This window comes from Streptomyces sp. NPDC008121, from assembly GCF_042957155.1.
Taxonomy (GTDB): Bacteria; Actinomycetota; Actinomycetes; order Streptomycetales; family Streptomycetaceae; genus Streptomyces.
The window spans coordinates 610,900-627,021 of record NZ_JBIBHT010000003.1 but is presented as its reverse complement, the minus strand read 5'-3'; the positions used below and the strand labels follow the sequence as shown (position 1 = coordinate 627,021).

Below are 16,122 nucleotides of genomic sequence, written 5' to 3'. Positions count from 1 at the left end.
CGGGCATCGACGACGCCGCGCTCCCGCGCAGACCAGCCCTACCGAGGAGGAACGACAGCGTGACCTACGTCATCGCGCAGCCTTGTGTCGACGTCAAGGACAAGGCATGCATCGAGGAGTGCCCCGTCGACTGCATCTACGAGGGCTCCCGGTCCTTGTACATCCACCCGGACGAATGCGTCGACTGTGGTGCTTGTGAGCCGGTCTGCCCGGTCGAGGCCATCTTCTACGAGGACGACACCCCGGAGGAGTGGAAGGACTACTACAAGGCGAACGTCGAGTTCTTCGACGAGCTCGGCTCGCCCGGTGGTGCCTCCAAGCTCGGCCTGATCGAGCGTGACCACCCCTTCATCGCCGCTCTGCCGCCGCAGAACGGCTGATCGAACCGCCCTCGGTCCCGTACGGCCTCGCCCGCTGTACGGGACCGACGCGTTCTCCGTACGTACGAGGAAGTGAGCCATCTCGTGAGCGCAGTCTCGGGCGCCGTCTCATCGCGCCTGCCGGTCTTCCCCTGGGACAAGCTGGAGCCGTACAAGAAGACGGCGGCGGCCCACCCGGACGGCATCGTGGACCTGTCCGTGGGCACGCCGGTCGACCCGGTGCCGGAGCTGATCCGGCGGGCGCTGGTCGCGGCGGCCGACTCCCCGGGCTATCCCACGGTGTGGGGGACCACCGAGCTGCGGGACGCGCTGACCGGCTGGTGCGAGCGGCGCCTCGGCGCAGTCGGCTTCGGCCACCGCAACGTGCTGCCGGTCGTCGGCTCGAAGGAGCTGGTGGCCTGGCTGCCCACCCAGCTCGGCCTCGGCGCCGGGGACCGGGTCGCCTACCCGCGCCTGGCCTACCCGACGTACGAGGTCGGCGCACGGCTCTGCGGGGCCGAGGCGGTCGTGTACGACGACCCGACGGAGCTCGACCCCGCCGGTCTGAAGCTGCTGTGGCTCAACTCGCCGTCCAACCCCACCGGCAAGGTCCTCGGCAAGGACGAGCTGACCCGGATCGTGGCCTGGGCGCGGGAGCACGGCGTCCTCGTCTTCTCCGACGAGTGCTATCTGGAGCTGGGCTGGGAGGCCGACCCGGTCTCCGTCCTGCACCCGGACGTCTGCGGCGGTACGTACGAGGGCGTCGTCGCCGTCCACTCGCTCTCCAAGCGCTCCAACCTGGCCGGCTACCGCGCCGCGTTCATCGCGGGCGACGCGGCCGTCCTCGGCGAGCTGCTGCAGATCCGCAAGCACGGCGGCATGATGACGGCCGCCCCCGTGCAGGCCGCCACGGTCGCCGCGCTCGGCGATGACGCGCACGTGGCCGAGCAGCGGGAGCGGTACGCCGCCCGGCGCACGGCGCTGCGGACGGCGCTGGAGGCGCACGGCTTCCGGATCGAGCACAGCGAGGCGAGCCTCTACCTGTGGGCGACCCGGGACGAGCCCTGCTGGGAGACGGTGGCGTACCTCGCCGAGAAGGGCGTCCTGGTCGCGCCCGGCGACTTCTACGGCGCGGCGGGGGAGCGGTTCGTCCGGGTGGCGTTCACCGCCACCGACGAGCGCGTCGAGGCGGCGGTCAAGCGCCTCGGCTGACGGCCGGCACGCACGACGAGGGGCCCCGGGGGGGGGGGGGGCCCCGGGGCCCCCCGGGGGGGGGCCGGGGGGGGGGGGGGGGGGCGGCGGGGGGGGGGGGGCCCGGGGGGGGGCCCCCCCGGGGGGGGGCGGGGGCCGCCCCCCCCGGGGCCCGCCCGCCCCCCCCCCGGGGGGCCCCGGGGGCCCGCCCCCCCCCGGGGCCCCTCGTCGTGCGCCCGTGGGCGCGGGCGGTCAGCCGCCGAGCGGAAGGCCGCCCAGGGACGGCACGCCCTGGGTCGGCAGGGTCTCGCCGAGGGCGCCCGTGGACGGGGCGCTGTCGGTGGCCGAGCCGGCGGTCTCGCCGAGGATCTCGCCCGCGCTGCCCGCGGTGTCGCCCGCGGCCTTCTGCGCGGCCGGGGTGGCGGTCTTGCCGGCCGTGCCGATGGTCTTGCCGGCGGCCGGGACGGCCTTGCCGACGGCCTTGCTCCCGGTGTCACCGGCGACACCGGTGGCGGTCTGCGAGGCCCCGTCCACGGCGTTGCCGACTCCGGCGCCGTCGAGCGAGCTGATGCCGGAGAGCGCGCCGGTCGGCGCGAGGCTCTGGTCCACGGCGCTCGCGGAGCCGGCCGCACCGACCACGGGGGCTGCTCCGGCCGCGACGATGAGGGCGGCGCGGGCGATCCGACGGGTCAGGGGGAGGGACATGGTGCTCCTTCGACGGAGAGGACATTTGCGGTGTCCGGCGTTCGGACGCAGTGACAACCGCCCGGGGGGAGGGAGAGGTTGCGGCGGCCGAAGGTAAAGAATTGGCAATGCGTCGTATTGTCGGGTGGGGAGGAAAACGGGCGAACACGTCATTGCGTCAAACGCTGCCGAACCGTCACTTCCCTTGTCCCGCAAGGCCATTGCCGTGACATGAAAGGACGCGCCAAGGCCCGCGCGGCGACCGGTGAATGACCCGGTGCCCGTTCCCCGTATCCGCCACGGACGAGTGAATTCCCGTACGGATGACCGGCTACTGTGCGAGGCGAATTCGGACGCTGCCGAATACGGAATCCGTCCCGGAGGCGGCCTCGGCACCACCGGAGGGGGCATCGCCCGTCTTCGACCAGCCGCCCAGGGCCTCGCCCGCGCGCCACACCTTGCCCGCGTACGCGACCTCCACCACGCGCAGCCCGTCCGCCCGCGCCACCGCCCAGTGGGCCAGCTCCCAGCCGCGCCGCTCCCGCGAACCGGCCGCCGCCCGCACCGGCACCGCCAGCTCCGCAGGACCGGCACCCGCCCGCGCGCCCGCGCTCCCCGCGCCGCCCAGACCCGCCTGCGGCAACGCCTTCTCACCGAAGTCCCGCACCAGCTCGGCACGCACCTTCACCGGATCGCCCGGCAGCCCGTCGCGCGCCGGACCCGTCGTACAGCTCAGCGCCGCGGCCGAACGGCCCGTCAGTGCGGCCGCCAGCAGCGCCGCGTCCGGCTCGTGCTTCGCGTACGCCTGCGGGAAACCGCTGCGCTGCACCTTCTGCGCCGCCACGGTCAGCGGCAGCCGCGAGTACCCCGGGACCTTCTCCAGGCCCTCGTAGAACTTCCCCGAGGAGTACACCGGGTCCAGGATCTGTTCGGCGGTCCCCCAGCCCTGCGAGGGACGCTGCTGGAAGAGACCGAGCGAATCGCGGTCGCCGTGCGCGATGTTCCGCAGCGCCGACTCCTGCAAGGCCGTCGCCAGGGCGATCGTGACCGCCCGCTCCGGCATCCCGCGGGTCGTGCCGACCGCCGAGATCGTGGCGGCGTTCGCCGCCTGCTCCGGCGTGAACTCGTACGTGTTCTCGCCCGTGCCCACACTGCACCGCGCGGGGCCGCCGCCCCCGATGACGTAGTGCACGGCCACATAGGCGACCACGGCCAGCAGCACGGCGAAGCCGGCCGTGGCCCTGGCGACGCGGCCACGACGGCGAGAGGTGCGGTTTCGGCCGGGGAAGGAGGCGGACTCGGACACGAGGCCCACCGTACTGGAGGCCGGGTTAGGGTCGGCACATGGCTGACAACGCTCCCCTCGACCTCACGCTGGACGGGCCGGCGCTCACCGCCGCACTCGTCGACTTCCCCTCGGTCAGCGGGACCGAGAAGCCGCTCGCCGACGCGATCGAGCAGGCCCTGCGCACCCTGCCCCACCTCACCGTCGACCGGCACGGGAACAACATCGTGGCGCGCACCCGCCTGGGCCGCGCCGAGCGGGTCGTCCTCGCCGGCCACATCGACACCGTCCCGATCGCCGACAACGTGCCCTCGCGCCTCGACGAGGACGGCATCCTGTGGGGCTGCGGAACCTCCGACATGAAGTCCGGCGTCGCCGTCCAGCTCCGCATCGCCGCCACCGTCCCCGCGCCCAACCGCGACCTCACCTTCGTCTTCTACGACAACGAAGAGGTCGCCGCCCACCTCAACGGCCTCGGGAAGGTCGCCGAGGCCCACCCGGACTGGCTGGAGGGCGACTTCGCCGTCCTGCTGGAACCCTCCGACGGCCAGGTCGAGGGCGGCTGCCAGGGCACCCTCCGGGTCCACCTGCGCACCGAAGGCGAGCGCGCCCACTCCGCGCGCTCCTGGATGGGCTCCAACGCCATCCACGCCGCCGCCCCGATCCTCGCCCGCCTCGCCGCCTACGAGCCGCGCAAGCCGGTCATCGACGGCCTGGAGTACCACGAGGGGCTCAACGCCGTCGGCATCGAGGGCGGCGTCGCCACCAACGTCATCCCCGACGCCTGCACCGTCGTCGTCAACTACCGCTACGCCCCCGACCGCTCCCCGGCCGAGGCGCTGCTCCACGTCCGCGAGGTCTTCGCCGACTGCGGCGTCGCCGAGATCGTCGTCGACGACGAGAGCGGCGGCGCCCTGCCCGGCCTCTCCCACCCGGCCGCGGCCGCCTTCATGGAGGCCGTCGGCGGCACCGCCCAGCCCAAGTTCGGCTGGACGGACGTCTCCCGCTTCAGCGCCCTCGGCGTGCCCGCGGTCAACTACGGCCCCGGTAACCCTCTGTACGCGCACAAGCGCGACGAGCACGTGATCGTCGAGCGGATCCGGCACTGCGAGACACGCCTCCGCGACTGGCTCACTGACGGACAGGCGTAATTTCGCTTTTTGTCACGTCTGGGGACCTACCCTGACCGAACCAGAAGATCAGTGGATCGGTGGAGGGAGCAGGCCATGGGTGTCCCCGAGGGAGCGTGGAAGCCGGAGGAGCAGCGACAGGGGCCGGTGCTGCGGCGCCGGGACCAGGTCCAGTCCGGCACCACGGATCAGCGTCTGCTGGACACCGAGGGCGACTCGGAATGGGTGCACACCGACCCCTGGCGGGTCATGCGCATCCAGTCCGAGTTCGTCGAGGGCTTCGGCGCGCTCGCCGAACTGCCCAACGCGATCAGCGTCTTCGGCTCGGCCAGAACGCGCCCCGACTCGCCCGAGTACGAGGCGGGCGTCCGCCTCGGCCGCGCCCTGGTCGACGCCGGCTTCGCGGTGATCACCGGCGGCGGCCCCGGCGCCATGGAGGCGGCCAACAAGGGGGCGCGGGAGGCCAAGGGCATCTCGGTCGGCCTCGGCATCGAGCTGCCCTTCGAGCAGGGGCTCAACCCGCACGTCGACATCGGCGTGAACTTCCGGTACTTCTTCGTCCGCAAGACGATGTTCGTGAAGTACGCGCAAGGGTTCGTGGTGCTGCCGGGCGGACTGGGGACCCTGGACGAGCTGTTCGAGGCGCTGACCCTCGTCCAGACCCGGAAGGTGACCCGCTTCCCGATCGTGCTCTTCGGCACGGAGTACTGGAAGGGGCTCGTCGACTGGCTCCGCGACACGGTGGTGGCGGGCGGCAAGGCGTCGGAACGCGACCTGCTGCTCTTCCACGTCACGGACGACGTGCACGAGGCCGTGGAGCTGGTGTCGAAGGAGACCGGGCGCTGACCGCCCGCCGAGGCCGGGTGGAAGGCCGGGCGCCGGCCGTCCGGCGCTGAGGACGAGCGGAAGGGCCGGGCTCCCGCCGAGGGGGCCCGGCCTTCCCCGTAGACGGGGGCGGGCGTCAGGCGAGCCCGCGGCGGGCCACCGCCGGGGGACGGTGACCGGCGATCGACGCCACCATGTCCAGCACCTGCCGGGTCTCGGCCACCTCGTGCACGCGGTAGACCCGGGCCCCGAGCCACGCCGAGACCGCCGTCGTCGCCAGCGTCCCCAGCAGCCGCTCCTTGACCGGCCGGTCGAGCGTCTCGCCGACGAAGTCCTTGTTGGACAGGGACACCAGCACCGGCCACCCCGTCTCCGCCATCTCGCCGAGCCGCCGGGTCGCCTCCAGGCTGTGCCGGGTGTTCTTCCCGAAGTCGTGACCCGGGTCGATCATGATGCCGTCCCGCCGCACCCCCAGGGCGGCCGCCCGCTCGGCCAGACCCACGGTCACCCGCAGGATGTCCGCCATCACGTCCTCGTACGCGATCCGGTGCGGGCGCGTCCGCGGCTCCGCACCGCCCGCGTGGGTGCAGACGAGCCCCGCGCCGTACCGGGCGGCCACCTCCGCGAGGCCCGGGTCGACCCCGCCCCACGCGTCGTTCAGGACGTCCGCGCCCGCCTGGCACACCGCCTCGCCGACATCGGCGCGCCAGGTGTCGACGCTGATCACCACGTCCGGATGCCGGCGCCGTACCTCCGCCACGAAACCGACCGTACGGCGCGCCTCCTCGTCGGCCGACACCTCCTCGCCGGGGCCGGCCTTGACCCCGCCGATGTCGACGATGGCGGCGCCCTCGGCCACCGCCTGCTCGACGCGGGCGAGGGCCGGCTCGTCGCGGAAGGTGGCGCCCTGGTCGTAGAAGGAGTCCGGGGTCCGATTGACGATCGCCATGATCACCGGCTCGTGCGGCCCGAATTCACGCCGTCCCAAGCGCAGCATCCCTTTTGTCCTCCCTCGCATCCGTTCGCCTGCGACCCTAACCGTCGGTGGCGCATGGCACGATCGGCACGGGACGTTTTCCACCTCCGGAGAGGCGCGCGCTGGTGTTCTGGTTTTTGCTGATCGCGATGGTCGTGGTCGTCGCCGCGGTCACTCTCGCGGTGGTCGGCGGCGGCGACAGCGAGGTGCTGCCCGAGGTGGCGCCGGAGCAGCCGGTGGACCCCCTGCCGGCGACCCGTCCCGTCGGCCGCGCCGACATCGAGGCGCTCCGCCTCCCGGTCACGGCCCGCGGCTACCGCATGGCGGACGTGGACGACGTCCTCGGCCGCCTGGGCGCCGAGCTCGCGGAGCGGGACGCCCGCATCGCGGAGCTGGAGGCCGAGCTGGCCGACGCGGCCCGCCCCGGGCACGGAGAGACGCCGTGACCGGCGAGGCGGTCCCCGGCCCCGACGGGCGGCCGCGGTGCCCGTGGGGGCTCTCCACCCCCGACTACGTCGCGTACCACGACGAGGAGTGGGGGCGGCCGGTCCACGGCGACAACGCCCTCTTCGAACGGCTCTGCCTGGAGGCCTTCCAGTCGGGGCTCTCCTGGATCACGATCCTGCGCCGCCGCGAGGGGTTCCGGCGCGCCTTCGCCGGCTTCGGGATCGCCGCGGTGGCCGAGTTCGGCGAGGCGGACCGCGAGCGGCTCCTCGCGGACGAGGGGATCATCCGCAACCGCGCCAAGGTCGACGCGACCCTCGCCAACGCGAAGGTGCTCGCCGGGTGGGAGCCCGGCGAGCTGGACACGCTGATCTGGTCGTACGCCCCCGACCCGAAGACCCGCACGGCCCCGCTCACGACGGCGGACGTGCCGGCCGTCACCGACGAGTCCACCGCCCTGGCCAAGGCCCTCAAGAAGCGCGGCCTGCGCTTCATCGGCCCGACGACCGCCTACGCCCTGATGCAGGCCTGCGGCCTGGTCGACGACCACCTGAAGGACTGCGTCGCCCGCCGGGACGGGTGACGCCCCCCGGGGGTGTCCTGCCGACCCTGCCAGGGCCGCGGCGTGATCGACAGGACACGGCCTAGCGGCCGAGGTACTTCGGGCGTTCCTTCGCGATGAACGCCTGGACCGCGATCGTGTGGTCCTCCGACGCGCCCGCCTTCGTCTGGAGTTCGTCCTCCTTCTCCAGCGCCTCGGCCAGCGAGTGGTCCGCGCCGTACGCCAGGGACTCCTTCAGCGCCGCGTACGCCACCGTCGGGCCCTCCGCCAGCGTCCTGGCGACCTTGGCGGCCTCCTCGGCCAGGGACTCCGCGGGGACCAGCTTGTTCACGATGCCCAGGTCGTAGGCCTCGCGGGCGTCGATGGAGCGGGGGAAGAGCATCAGGTCCGCCGCCCGGCTCGCGCCGATCAGCCGGGGCAGCGTCCACGACATCCCGGAGTCGGCCGTCAACGCCACGCCCGCGAAGGAGGTGTTGAACGCCGCCGTCTCCGCGACCACCCGGTAGTCCGCCGCCAGCGCGAAGCCGAAACCGGCCCCCGCCGCGACGCCGTTCACGCCCGCCACCACCGGCTTCCGCATGCCGGTCAGGGCCCGCACGATGGGGTTGTAGTGGTCCCGCACGGTGTTCATGGTGGCCTGGGTCCCGGACTCCTTGTCCGACATCAGCAGGCCCACGTGCTCCTTCAGGTCCTGGCCCACGCAGAACGCCCGGTCCCCGGCCGCCGTCAGCAGCACCGCCCGTACGGCCGGGTCCGCCGCGGCCGTCTCCACCGCCTCCCGCAGCGCGACCTTCGCCTCGACGTTCATCGCGTTCATGGCCTCGGGCCGGTTGAGCGTGATCGTGGCGAGCCCGTCGCTCACTTCGTACAGCACGGTGTCGGCCATCACGGCTTCCCTTCGCGTCTTCGCGTCCTTGACCCTCCCCGGACTTCGTCGGGAGGACCCCCAGCATGACGGAGATCACCCACCCCGCACATGTGACCTGCGTCAAAGACATGAGGGGAAGCAGCGGCGAAGTATCGCAGGCCGATCGCCGAAATAGGTGGTTTTGAGAGAGCGCGTTGCACAAGCGATGCATCCCGATGTTGGTCATCGGGTCCTGTGATGCGGGATAATGACCTGGAAGCAATGTGTTCGATGCCGGTGACGCATGCTCCTCGACAGGAGCCGTCGGCTGAGATGAGCTGGTTTCAGGAAGGGGAACGAGCATGGCGGCCATGAAGCCGCGGACGGGCGACGGCCCGCTCGAGGTGACCAAGGAGGGGCGGGGCATCGTCATGCGCGTTCCGCTCGAAGGCGGCGGTCGGCTTGTCGTCGAGCTGACCCCGGACGAGGCCGAAGCCCTCGGCGACGCCCTGAAGCAGGTAGTCGGCTGACGCGATAACGCCAGGATTTCCCGCCTCTGCCCCGGCCCGGTACCCACCGCGCCGGGGCAGAGGCGTGTCCGCCCGGGCCCCGCACCCGCGGGCCGCGCACCGCCCACGGGGGCGGATCAGCCCCGGCGCACCGCGCACAGCAGGCCGTCCCCGACCGGCAGCAGCGTCGGCAGCAGCTCCTGGCTCTCCCGTACCGCCCGCAGCAGCTCCCGCACCCGCAGCACCTCCGACGGCTGAGCCGCCGAGTCGACCGTGCGGCCGTCCGCGAAGACGCCCTCGAAGCAGACCAGACCCCCCGGTCGCAGCAGGCGCAACGATTCAGCGAGATAGTCCAGGCTCTCCAGCCGGTCGCCGTCGCAGAAGACGAGGTCGTATCCGCCGTCCGCCAGCCGGGGCAGGACCTCCAGGGCGCGCCCGGGGATGAACCGCGCCCGGTTCCCCGCGAAACCGGCCGCGCGGAACGCCGTCTTCGCGAACTGCTGGCGCTCCGGATCCATGTCGACCGTGGTCAGTACCCCGTCCGGCCGCATCCCGTGCAACAGATAGATACCGGACACGCCCGTGCCCGTACCGATCTCCGCCACCGCCTTGGCGTCCGCCGTGGCCGCCAGCAGGCGCAGCGCGGCGCCGGTGCCCGGTGACACCGAGGGGAGCGCTGTCTCCCGGGCCCGCTCACGGGCCCAGCGCAGCGCTTCGTCCTCGGCGACAAAGGCGTCGGCGAACGCCCAGCTCGTCTGCCGGTTGGCGGTAATGGCCCTCTCCTGTCCCCTTAGTTGGCGCAACGGTGACTGTATCCGCTGCGTACGGGAACCCGCAGATGGGACCGGGCGTTCCTAGAGGGTGAGGACGCGGACGGGACGGCCGGCGAGCCGTCCCCAAATTCGCGTAAAGATTCTTATCCGGAGCTAACGGGCGAGGTGGCTATGGTAGGGGCTCCACTGGACACCACCAGAGCCGACAGGGGAGGTGCGGCTGCGCCTGGGGACCGGGGAGGAGTGCTTCGGCGTCTTCTCAGGTCGGCGGGTGAGCCGAAATCCGTGACCGACACCGCTGACCGTTTCCACACCGCCGACGCCGCACCCACCACCGCGACCTTCGCATCGGATGCGGAATCGCAGGCGTGGACTCCGCCCACATGGGAGGAGATCGTCAGCACGCACAGTGCCCGGGTCTATCGCCTCGCCTACCGGCTGACCGGCAACCAGCACGACGCCGAGGACCTCACCCAGGAGGTCTTCGTCCGCGTCTTCCGTTCCCTGTCGACGTACACGCCGGGCACCTTCGAGGGCTGGCTGCACCGCATCACCACCAACCTCTTCCTCGACATGGTCCGCCGCAAGCAGCGGATCCGCTTCGACGCGCTCGCCGACGATGCCGCCGAGCGGCTGCCCAGCCGCGAGCCGTCGCCGCAGCAGGTGTTCAACGACACCCACTTCGACGCCGACGTGCAGCAGGCCCTGGACACCCTCGCGCCCGAGTTCCGGGCCGCGGTCGTCCTCTGCGACATCGAAGGACTCTCGTACGAGGAGATCGCCGCCACGCTCGGCGTGAAGCTCGGCACCGTGCGCAGCCGCATCCACCGCGGCCGCTCGCACCTCCGCAAGGCGCTGAAGCACCGCTCGCCCGAGGCCCGGGCGGAGCGCGCGCTGGCCGTCGTCGGCTGGGAGGGCGGGACGGCGTGAGCGGTTCTCGTCCTGTCGGCCCGACCCCCGCGGAGCAGCATCTCGGGGACCGGCTCGCCGCGCTCGTCGACGGCGAACTGGGCCACGACGCCCGCGAGCGGGTCCTCGCGCACCTCGCGACCTGCGCCAAGTGCAAGGCCGAGGCCGACGCCCAGCGCAGGCTGAAGAGCGTCTTCGCCTCCACGGCCCCGCCGCCGCCCTCCGCCGGGCTGCTCGCCCGGCTCCAAGGGCTGCCCGGGGGACCGGGCGACCCCGGGGGTGACGACCGCAGGGGCGGAGGCTTCGACGACCTCTTCGACCTGGGCGGGACCGGTTCCGGCGGCGGTATCGCCGGGATGAGGTCCGCCGGCTTCGCCACCGCCGCGCCCGTCTCCCCGCGTTCCGGCTTCCGCATCCACGAGGTCGGCCCGCGTGCCGAGCACGACCGTTCCCCCTGGCGCGGCCGCCGCTTCGGCATCGCCGCGGCCAGCGCGGTCTCCTTCGCCGCCATCGCCCTCGGCGGCGCCCTGCCGCTGGAGGCGTCGGTGAACGCCGGTGCGCGCGGCGCGGGCACGGGAAACAACGTCACCCCGCAGCGGGCCGCCGCCACCGGCGTCGGCGGCACGGGCACCGGCACCGCGGTCGGTACGAACGCGAGCACGGCACCCGGCCGTGGAGCCCGCTCCGGCGAGCGGCCCACCCCCGCCACGGCGGCCGCACCCGGCGGAGCGATCTCGGCGCCCGGCACGATCGTGGCCGGACCGCTGGTCCCCGGCGGCGACGCGGCCGACGGCACCTCGGCGCCCGTGATGCCCCTGCGGCTCCAGGCGCCGGCCACGCAGTCCCTCCTCGCGCTCTCGCCGTTCATACGCCCCACGGGGCCCGCCCTCCGGCTGGCCTTCGCGCCGGGGCCGCTCCCGGCCGCCGGCCCGACGGTGACCCCGCCCGCGCCCCACCAGGCGGCCCCCGGCCCGACCGCGACCCCGCTCACCGCACACCGCTGAGCCCGGACCTGGTTGAATCCAGGCAGGGGCGCCCTTCGCCAGGGGGCGCGGACAGGTCAGCTGTTGCGGGGAGAGCATGGACGACGGGAAGCCCACCGGCCAGAAGCCGAAGTGGTGGAGCCGGCCTACGAGCACGGCGGACACGCCGGTGACGGCGCCGGAGCCACCGGTCGCGGACGAGGGTGACTTCACCCTCGCCGCGCCCACCCCCACGGACGCGCCCGCACCCCCGGCGACGACCCCGCCCACCCCGGACCAGCGCCCGGCGGCCCCACTGACGCGGCCCGAGGCCCCGGCCGCCGGGCCGGAGCAGCAGCCGGTGGACCTGCTGACCAAGCACGAGGCCCAGTCGCCTTCCGACGCCCCGGCCGCCGGGCCGGAGCAACGGCCCGCGGACCCGTCACCGGCTTTGGAGCAGCGGCCCGCCGATCTGCTGACCAAGCACGAGGCCCCGGCGCCCACCGGCGTCCCGGCCGCCGGGCCGGAGCAGCGGCCCGCGGACCCGTCACCGGCTTTGGAGCAGCGGCCCGCCGATCTGCTGACCAAGCACGAGGCCCCGGCGCCCTCCGACGCCCCGGCCGCCGACGCGCACGTGCCGCGGCAGAGTTCTGCGCAGGTGCCGCCGTCTCCGCAGCCCGAGCCGCGGCCGCTGCACGAGCCCGACGAGTACCGCACCCCGCCCTACGGCGGGCCCGGGCCCTGGGCGCCCGCCCCGCCCGTACAGCGGCCGGCTCCCGCGCCGGGAGCCCACGCCCCCGCACCCGCCCCGGCGCCGGAGGCCGCGCCGCAGGCGATGCCGGCCCCCGCGCCCGGCGGGACCGTACCGCCGCCGCCGCCGCCGGCCGCGCCCGCCGCGGGGCAGTGGGTGCAGTACGACCCCTGGTCCTCGCCCGGCGCGGCCGCTTCCGTCGCGACCGGCGGCAAGCGCGGCTCCCGGCGGGCGCTCGGGCTGGTCGGCGTGCTCGTCCTGGCCCTGACCACCGGCGTCCTGGGCGGCGCGGTCGGCGCCTACGTCGAGCGCAACGGCGGCATCTCCACCATCGAGCTGCCCCAGGCAGGCCCCGAGGACTCCGGACGCGCCCCCGACAGCGTCGCCGGGATCGCCGCCAGCGCCCTGCCCAGCGTGGTCACCCTGCACGTCAACGGCGCCGGCTCCTCGGGCACCGGCACCGGCTTCGTCCTGGACACCAAGGGCCACATCCTCACCAACAACCACGTCGTCGACTCGGCCACCTCCGCCGGGGACATCTCGGTCACCTTCAGCAGCGGCGAGACCGCCCGCGCCCGGCTCGTCGGCAAGGACAGCGGCTACGACCTCGCCGTCGTCCAGGTCACCGGCGTCTCCGGCCTCAAGCCGCTGCCGCTCGGCAACTCCGACAACGTCCGCGTCGGCGACCCGGTCGTCGCCATCGGCGCCCCCTTCGACCTCCAGAACACCGTCACCTCCGGCATCATCAGCGCCAAGGAGCGGCCCATCACGGCCGGCGGCGAGAAGGGCGACGGCAGCGACGTCAGCTATGTCGACGCGCTGCAGACCGACGCGCCGATAAACCCCGGCAACTCCGGCGGCCCGCTGGTCGACTCCAAGGCCCGTGTCATCGGCATCAACAGCGCCATCCGCGCGGCCGGCGACGGCACGAGCGGCGAGGGCGGCGGCCAGTCCGGTTCCATCGGCCTCGGCTTCGCCATCCCGATCAACCAGGGCAAGCGCGTCGCCGAGGAGCTCATCAACACCGGCAAGGCCAGCCACCCCGTCATCGGCGTCAGCCTCGACATGCAGTTCAGCGGCGACGGCGCCCGTGTCGGCGACAAGGGCAAGGACGGCTCCGCGTCCGTCACCCCCGGCGGCCCGGCCGCCAAGGCGGGCATCCGCCCCGGCGACGTCATCACCAAGGTCGACGGCCAGCGGGTCCACAACGGCGAGGAGCTGATCGTGAAGATCCGCGCCCACCGCCCGGGCGACCGGCTGGAGCTCACCCTGCTGCGCGGAGGCAAAGAGCAGACCAAGACGTTGACGCTCGGCTCCTCGCAGGGCACCTGAGCGTCATGTGGCAGACGCCGCACGGTACCCGCCCGGCAGTTCGGGCGGGTACCGTGGAGCGGGCCCCGGACCCTGTGTAAGGAGCGGCAAGGTGTTCAACGACCTCGGCATACTCGAGCTGGTGGCGCTCGTGGTCCTCGCCGTGCTCATCTTCGGACCGGACAAGCTGCCGAAGGTCATCCAGGACGTCTCGCGCTTCATCCGCAAGGTCCGCGACTTCTCCGAGAGTGCGAAGCAGGACATCCGCACGGAGCTGGGGCCGGAGTTCAAGGACTTCGAGTTCGAGGACCTCAACCCCAAGACCTTCCTCCGCAAGCAGCTGGAGGACAGCGAGGACTTCAAGGAGCTCAAGGACCTGCGCGGCAGCTTCGACCTCAAGAAGGAGATGAACGACGTCGCCGACGCGGTCCACGGCCGTGAGCAGACGTCGTCGGCGGCCTCCTCCGTCGCCGCCTCCTCCGTCCCGGCGGCGGTCAACGGCTCCGCCGACGCGCTGACCAAGAAGCAGGACAAGCCGGACACGGTCGAGCGACCTCCGTACGACTCCGACGCGACCTGACACAACCTGGTGCAAGCCGGTCGCTATCCTCCATCTGTTGTCCGCCGACGCGGACACGACGGATCGAGGAGGCGGCCGAGATGGAGACCACGAGTCGGGTGGAGGGTATGCCCGCGGCCCGGCGCACGGCCGAGGGCTATCAGCGCGCGCACTTCGCCTGGTACGGCCTTGACGACGCGTTCACCGGTGACCGGTGGCTGATGCAGGTCGGCACGGCGGCGGACGGGAGCGTTCAGCACGGGGCGATGGGCCACGGCGACGAGCCGTCGATAAAGTCCGACGCGAGTGTGCCCGAGAAGGAGCGCTTCGCGGTCGTCGTCACGGTCGCCGCGAGCCCCGTGCGCCGCACAGGTGACGGTACGGGCGTGCTGGACGCGACCACGGTCTCCTCCGCCGCCTGGCTGGCCGGCTCGGGGCTCCTGGCGTACACCTGGCCCGCCCAGCTGGACCACACGCTCCGCGACGACTGGCTGGACCAGCAGACGGAGACGGCCTTCGAGCTGGCGGACGACCTCGACGGGCCGGAGTGGTCCTCGCTGTCGCTGCCGGTGGACGGGGTCCCGATGCCGTTCCACTACCGGGAGTCCGAGTTCGGGTGGGTCCTGGCGGGCGAGACCCGCGCCGGGGTGCACATCGGCGCGTACGGGCGCGGCATGAGCGCCTACGGGCTCGGCTTCGCCGCGGTGGCGGACCTCGGCGCCTACCGCTGACGGCCCGCCGTCCGGAGGCGTACGCGCGGCCCGCCGTCCGGAGGCGTACGCGCGCGCCGGGTGTTCCCGGCCCGACGGGACTCTCGCAAGGGAGTCCTGACGGCACCGGGAGGGCATGAGAAAGGGCGCCGCTCGTCACGAGCGGCGCCCTTCTCCGGTCCGGAAGGACCCTCAGAACTTGTTGCGCGGGGTGATGCCGAGGCTCATGCCCGAGAGGCCGCGCGCACGGCCGCCCAGCTTGCCCGCGATCGAGCGCAGCGCCGCGCCGGCCGGGGACTCCGGGTTCGTCAGGACGACCGGCCTGCCGTCGTCGCCGCCCTCGCGCAGCCGGACGTCGATCGGGATGGAGCCGAGGACCGGAACCGTCGCGCCGGTCGTCTTCGTCAGACCGTCGGCGACCTTCTGGCCCCCGCCGGTGCCGAAGACGTCCACCATCTCGTCGCAGTGCGGGCACGGCAGGCCCGCCATGTTCTCGACCACGCCGACGATCTTCTGGTGCGTCTGCACCGCGATCGAGCCGGCCCGCTCGGCCACCTCGGCCGCGGCCTGCTGCGGGGTCGTGACGACGAGAATCTCGGCGTTCGGCACGAGCTGCGCCACCGAGATCGCGATGTCACCGGTGCCCGGCGGCAGGTCGAGCAGGAGGACGTCCAGGTCGCCCCAGTAGACGTCCGCGAGGAACTGCTGCAGCGCGCGGTGCAGCATCGGGCCCCGCCACACCACCGGGGCGTTGCCCGGAGTGAACATGCCGATGGAGATGACCTTCACGCCGTTCGCGGACGGCGGCATGATCATGTTCTCGACCTGGGTCGGACGGCCGTCCGCGCCCAGCATGCGGGGCACCGAGTGGCCGTAGATGTCGGCGTCCACGACACCGACCTTCAGCCCGTCGGCGGCCATCGCCGCGGCCAGGTTCACGGTCACGGAGGACTTGCCGACACCGCCCTTGCCGGAGGCGACGGCGTAGACCCGGGTCAGCGAACCGGGCTTGGCGAAGGGCACCTCACGCTCGGCCGTCGTCCCCCGCAGGGCCGCGGCCAGCTCCTTGCGCTGCTCGTCGCTCATCACGTCCAGCGTGACGTCGACGCCCGTCACACCCTCCACCCGGGAGACGGCGTCGGTGACGCGCTGCGTGATCGTGTCACGCATCGGACAGCCGGAGACGGTGAGGTAGACCGTGACGGCGACCCTGCCGTCGGCTCCGATCTCCACCGACTTGACCATGCCGAGTTCGGTGATCGGTTTGTTGATCTCGGGGTCGTTCACCGTCGCCAGCGCTTCGCGCACCGCGTCTTCCGTAGCCATACGGACGAT

General features: G+C 73.1%; 18 protein-coding genes. 12 read left to right on the top strand and 6 right to left on the bottom strand.

Annotated elements, in window-relative coordinates; genetic code table 11:
- The first annotated feature begins 59 nt into the window (after window positions 1-59).
- Both fdxA and ACFZBD_RS12865 read left to right on the top strand, forming a co-directional pair.
- Entirely contained in the window at window positions 60-380 is a 321-nt protein-coding gene (gene fdxA / locus ACFZBD_RS12870; protein WP_003985062.1) for a ferredoxin, read from the top strand.
- Between the two features lie 84 nt (window positions 381-464).
- Complete coding sequence (locus ACFZBD_RS12865; protein ID WP_391139381.1) at window positions 465-1,571, top strand: bifunctional succinyldiaminopimelate transaminase/glutamate-prephenate aminotransferase; 1,107 nt, start codon at window positions 465-467, stop codon at window positions 1,569-1,571.
- A 231-nt stretch (window positions 1,572-1,802) separates the two neighbouring features.
- On the opposite strand, the gene ACFZBD_RS12860 is transcribed toward ACFZBD_RS12865, so the two are convergent.
- Together ACFZBD_RS12860 and ACFZBD_RS12855 are read right to left on the bottom strand one after the other, a co-directional pair.
- The gene (locus ACFZBD_RS12860; RefSeq protein WP_391139380.1) at window positions 1,803-2,255 is read right to left on the bottom strand and encodes an ATP-binding protein; all 453 of its coding nucleotides are present in this window, start codon (window positions 2,253-2,255) and stop codon (window positions 1,803-1,805) included.
- A gap of 310 nt (window positions 2,256-2,565) precedes the next feature.
- A complete protein-coding gene (locus tag ACFZBD_RS12855) occupies window positions 2,566-3,549 on the bottom strand; it encodes a hypothetical protein (RefSeq protein ID WP_391139379.1) in 984 nt (327 codons plus the stop codon).
- Window positions 3,550-3,578: 29 nt separating this feature from the next.
- Here ACFZBD_RS12855 and dapE point away from each other — a divergent pair, with 29 nt between their 5' ends.
- Complete coding sequence (dapE, locus tag ACFZBD_RS12850) at window positions 3,579-4,670, top strand: succinyl-diaminopimelate desuccinylase (RefSeq protein WP_391139378.1); 1,092 nt, start codon at window positions 3,579-3,581, stop codon at window positions 4,668-4,670.
- Window positions 4,671-4,745: 75 nt separating this feature from the next.
- The gene (locus ACFZBD_RS12845; protein ID WP_391139377.1) at window positions 4,746-5,495 is read left to right on the top strand and encodes a TIGR00730 family Rossman fold protein; all 750 of its coding nucleotides are present in this window, start codon (window positions 4,746-4,748) and stop codon (window positions 5,493-5,495) included.
- A gap of 115 nt (window positions 5,496-5,610) precedes the next feature.
- On the opposite strand, the gene folP is transcribed toward ACFZBD_RS12845, so the two are convergent.
- Window positions 5,611-6,471, bottom strand: a complete 861-nt coding sequence (folP, locus tag ACFZBD_RS12840; protein ID WP_391139376.1) for a dihydropteroate synthase — start codon at window positions 6,469-6,471, stop codon at window positions 5,611-5,613.
- Between the two features lie 104 nt (window positions 6,472-6,575).
- Here folP and ACFZBD_RS12835 point away from each other — a divergent pair, with 104 nt between their 5' ends.
- Entirely contained in the window at window positions 6,576-6,896 is a 321-nt protein-coding gene (locus ACFZBD_RS12835; protein ID WP_391139375.1) for a DivIVA domain-containing protein, read from the top strand.
- On the top strand, window positions 6,893-7,477 hold the full coding sequence (locus tag ACFZBD_RS12830) for a DNA-3-methyladenine glycosylase I (RefSeq protein ID WP_391139374.1): 585 nt from the start codon (window positions 6,893-6,895) through the stop codon (window positions 7,475-7,477). Before ACFZBD_RS12835 ends, ACFZBD_RS12830 begins: the two co-directional genes overlap by 4 nt.
- Before the next feature lie 61 nt (window positions 7,478-7,538).
- Here the strand turns inward: ACFZBD_RS12830 and ACFZBD_RS12825 are convergent, their stop codons facing one another.
- Window positions 7,539-8,342: an enoyl-CoA hydratase-related protein gene (locus tag ACFZBD_RS12825; RefSeq protein ID WP_391139373.1), complete on the bottom strand. Its 804-nt coding sequence runs from the start codon at window positions 8,340-8,342 to the stop codon at window positions 7,539-7,541.
- 323 nt (window positions 8,343-8,665) lie between these two features.
- Between ACFZBD_RS12825 and ACFZBD_RS12820 the strand changes: the two genes are divergently transcribed.
- A complete protein-coding gene (locus tag ACFZBD_RS12820) occupies window positions 8,666-8,833 on the top strand; it encodes a DUF3117 domain-containing protein (RefSeq protein WP_006346801.1) in 168 nt (55 codons plus the stop codon).
- Window positions 8,834-8,949: 116 nt separating this feature from the next.
- Here the strand turns inward: ACFZBD_RS12820 and ACFZBD_RS12815 are convergent, their stop codons facing one another.
- Window positions 8,950-9,615 carry a class I SAM-dependent methyltransferase gene (locus ACFZBD_RS12815; RefSeq protein WP_391139372.1) on the bottom strand — a complete coding sequence of 222 codons (666 nt, stop codon included), beginning with the start codon at window positions 9,613-9,615 and terminating at the stop codon, window positions 8,950-8,952.
- 141 nt (window positions 9,616-9,756) lie between these two features.
- On the opposite strand from ACFZBD_RS12815, the gene sigE reads away from it, so the two are divergent.
- The 5 genes from sigE to ACFZBD_RS12790 all read left to right on the top strand — a co-directional run bounded on the left by sigE (window position 9,757) and on the right by ACFZBD_RS12790 (window position 14,808).
- Window positions 9,757-10,515: an RNA polymerase sigma factor SigE gene (gene sigE, locus ACFZBD_RS12810; RefSeq protein WP_391139371.1), complete on the top strand. Its 759-nt coding sequence runs from the start codon at window positions 9,757-9,759 to the stop codon at window positions 10,513-10,515.
- Entirely contained in the window at window positions 10,512-11,498 is a 987-nt protein-coding gene (locus ACFZBD_RS12805) for a zf-HC2 domain-containing protein (RefSeq protein ID WP_391139370.1), read from the top strand. The genes sigE and ACFZBD_RS12805 overlap by 4 nt, the downstream gene beginning before the upstream one ends.
- A 76-nt stretch (window positions 11,499-11,574) precedes the next feature.
- On the top strand, window positions 11,575-13,539 hold the full coding sequence (locus ACFZBD_RS12800; RefSeq protein ID WP_391139369.1) for a trypsin-like peptidase domain-containing protein: 1,965 nt from the start codon (window positions 11,575-11,577) through the stop codon (window positions 13,537-13,539).
- A gap of 91 nt (window positions 13,540-13,630) precedes the next feature.
- Entirely contained in the window at window positions 13,631-14,098 is a 468-nt protein-coding gene (locus ACFZBD_RS12795) for a sec-independent translocase (protein ID WP_391139368.1), read from the top strand.
- A gap of 80 nt (window positions 14,099-14,178) precedes the next feature.
- A complete protein-coding gene (locus tag ACFZBD_RS12790; RefSeq protein WP_391139367.1) occupies window positions 14,179-14,808 on the top strand; it encodes a hypothetical protein in 630 nt (209 codons plus the stop codon).
- A gap of 171 nt (window positions 14,809-14,979) precedes the next feature.
- On the opposite strand, the gene ACFZBD_RS12785 is transcribed toward ACFZBD_RS12790, so the two are convergent.
- The gene (locus ACFZBD_RS12785; RefSeq protein WP_391139366.1) at window positions 14,980-16,113 is read right to left on the bottom strand and encodes a P-loop NTPase; all 1,134 of its coding nucleotides are present in this window, start codon (window positions 16,111-16,113) and stop codon (window positions 14,980-14,982) included.
- Between the last annotated feature and the right edge of the window lie 9 nt (window positions 16,114-16,122).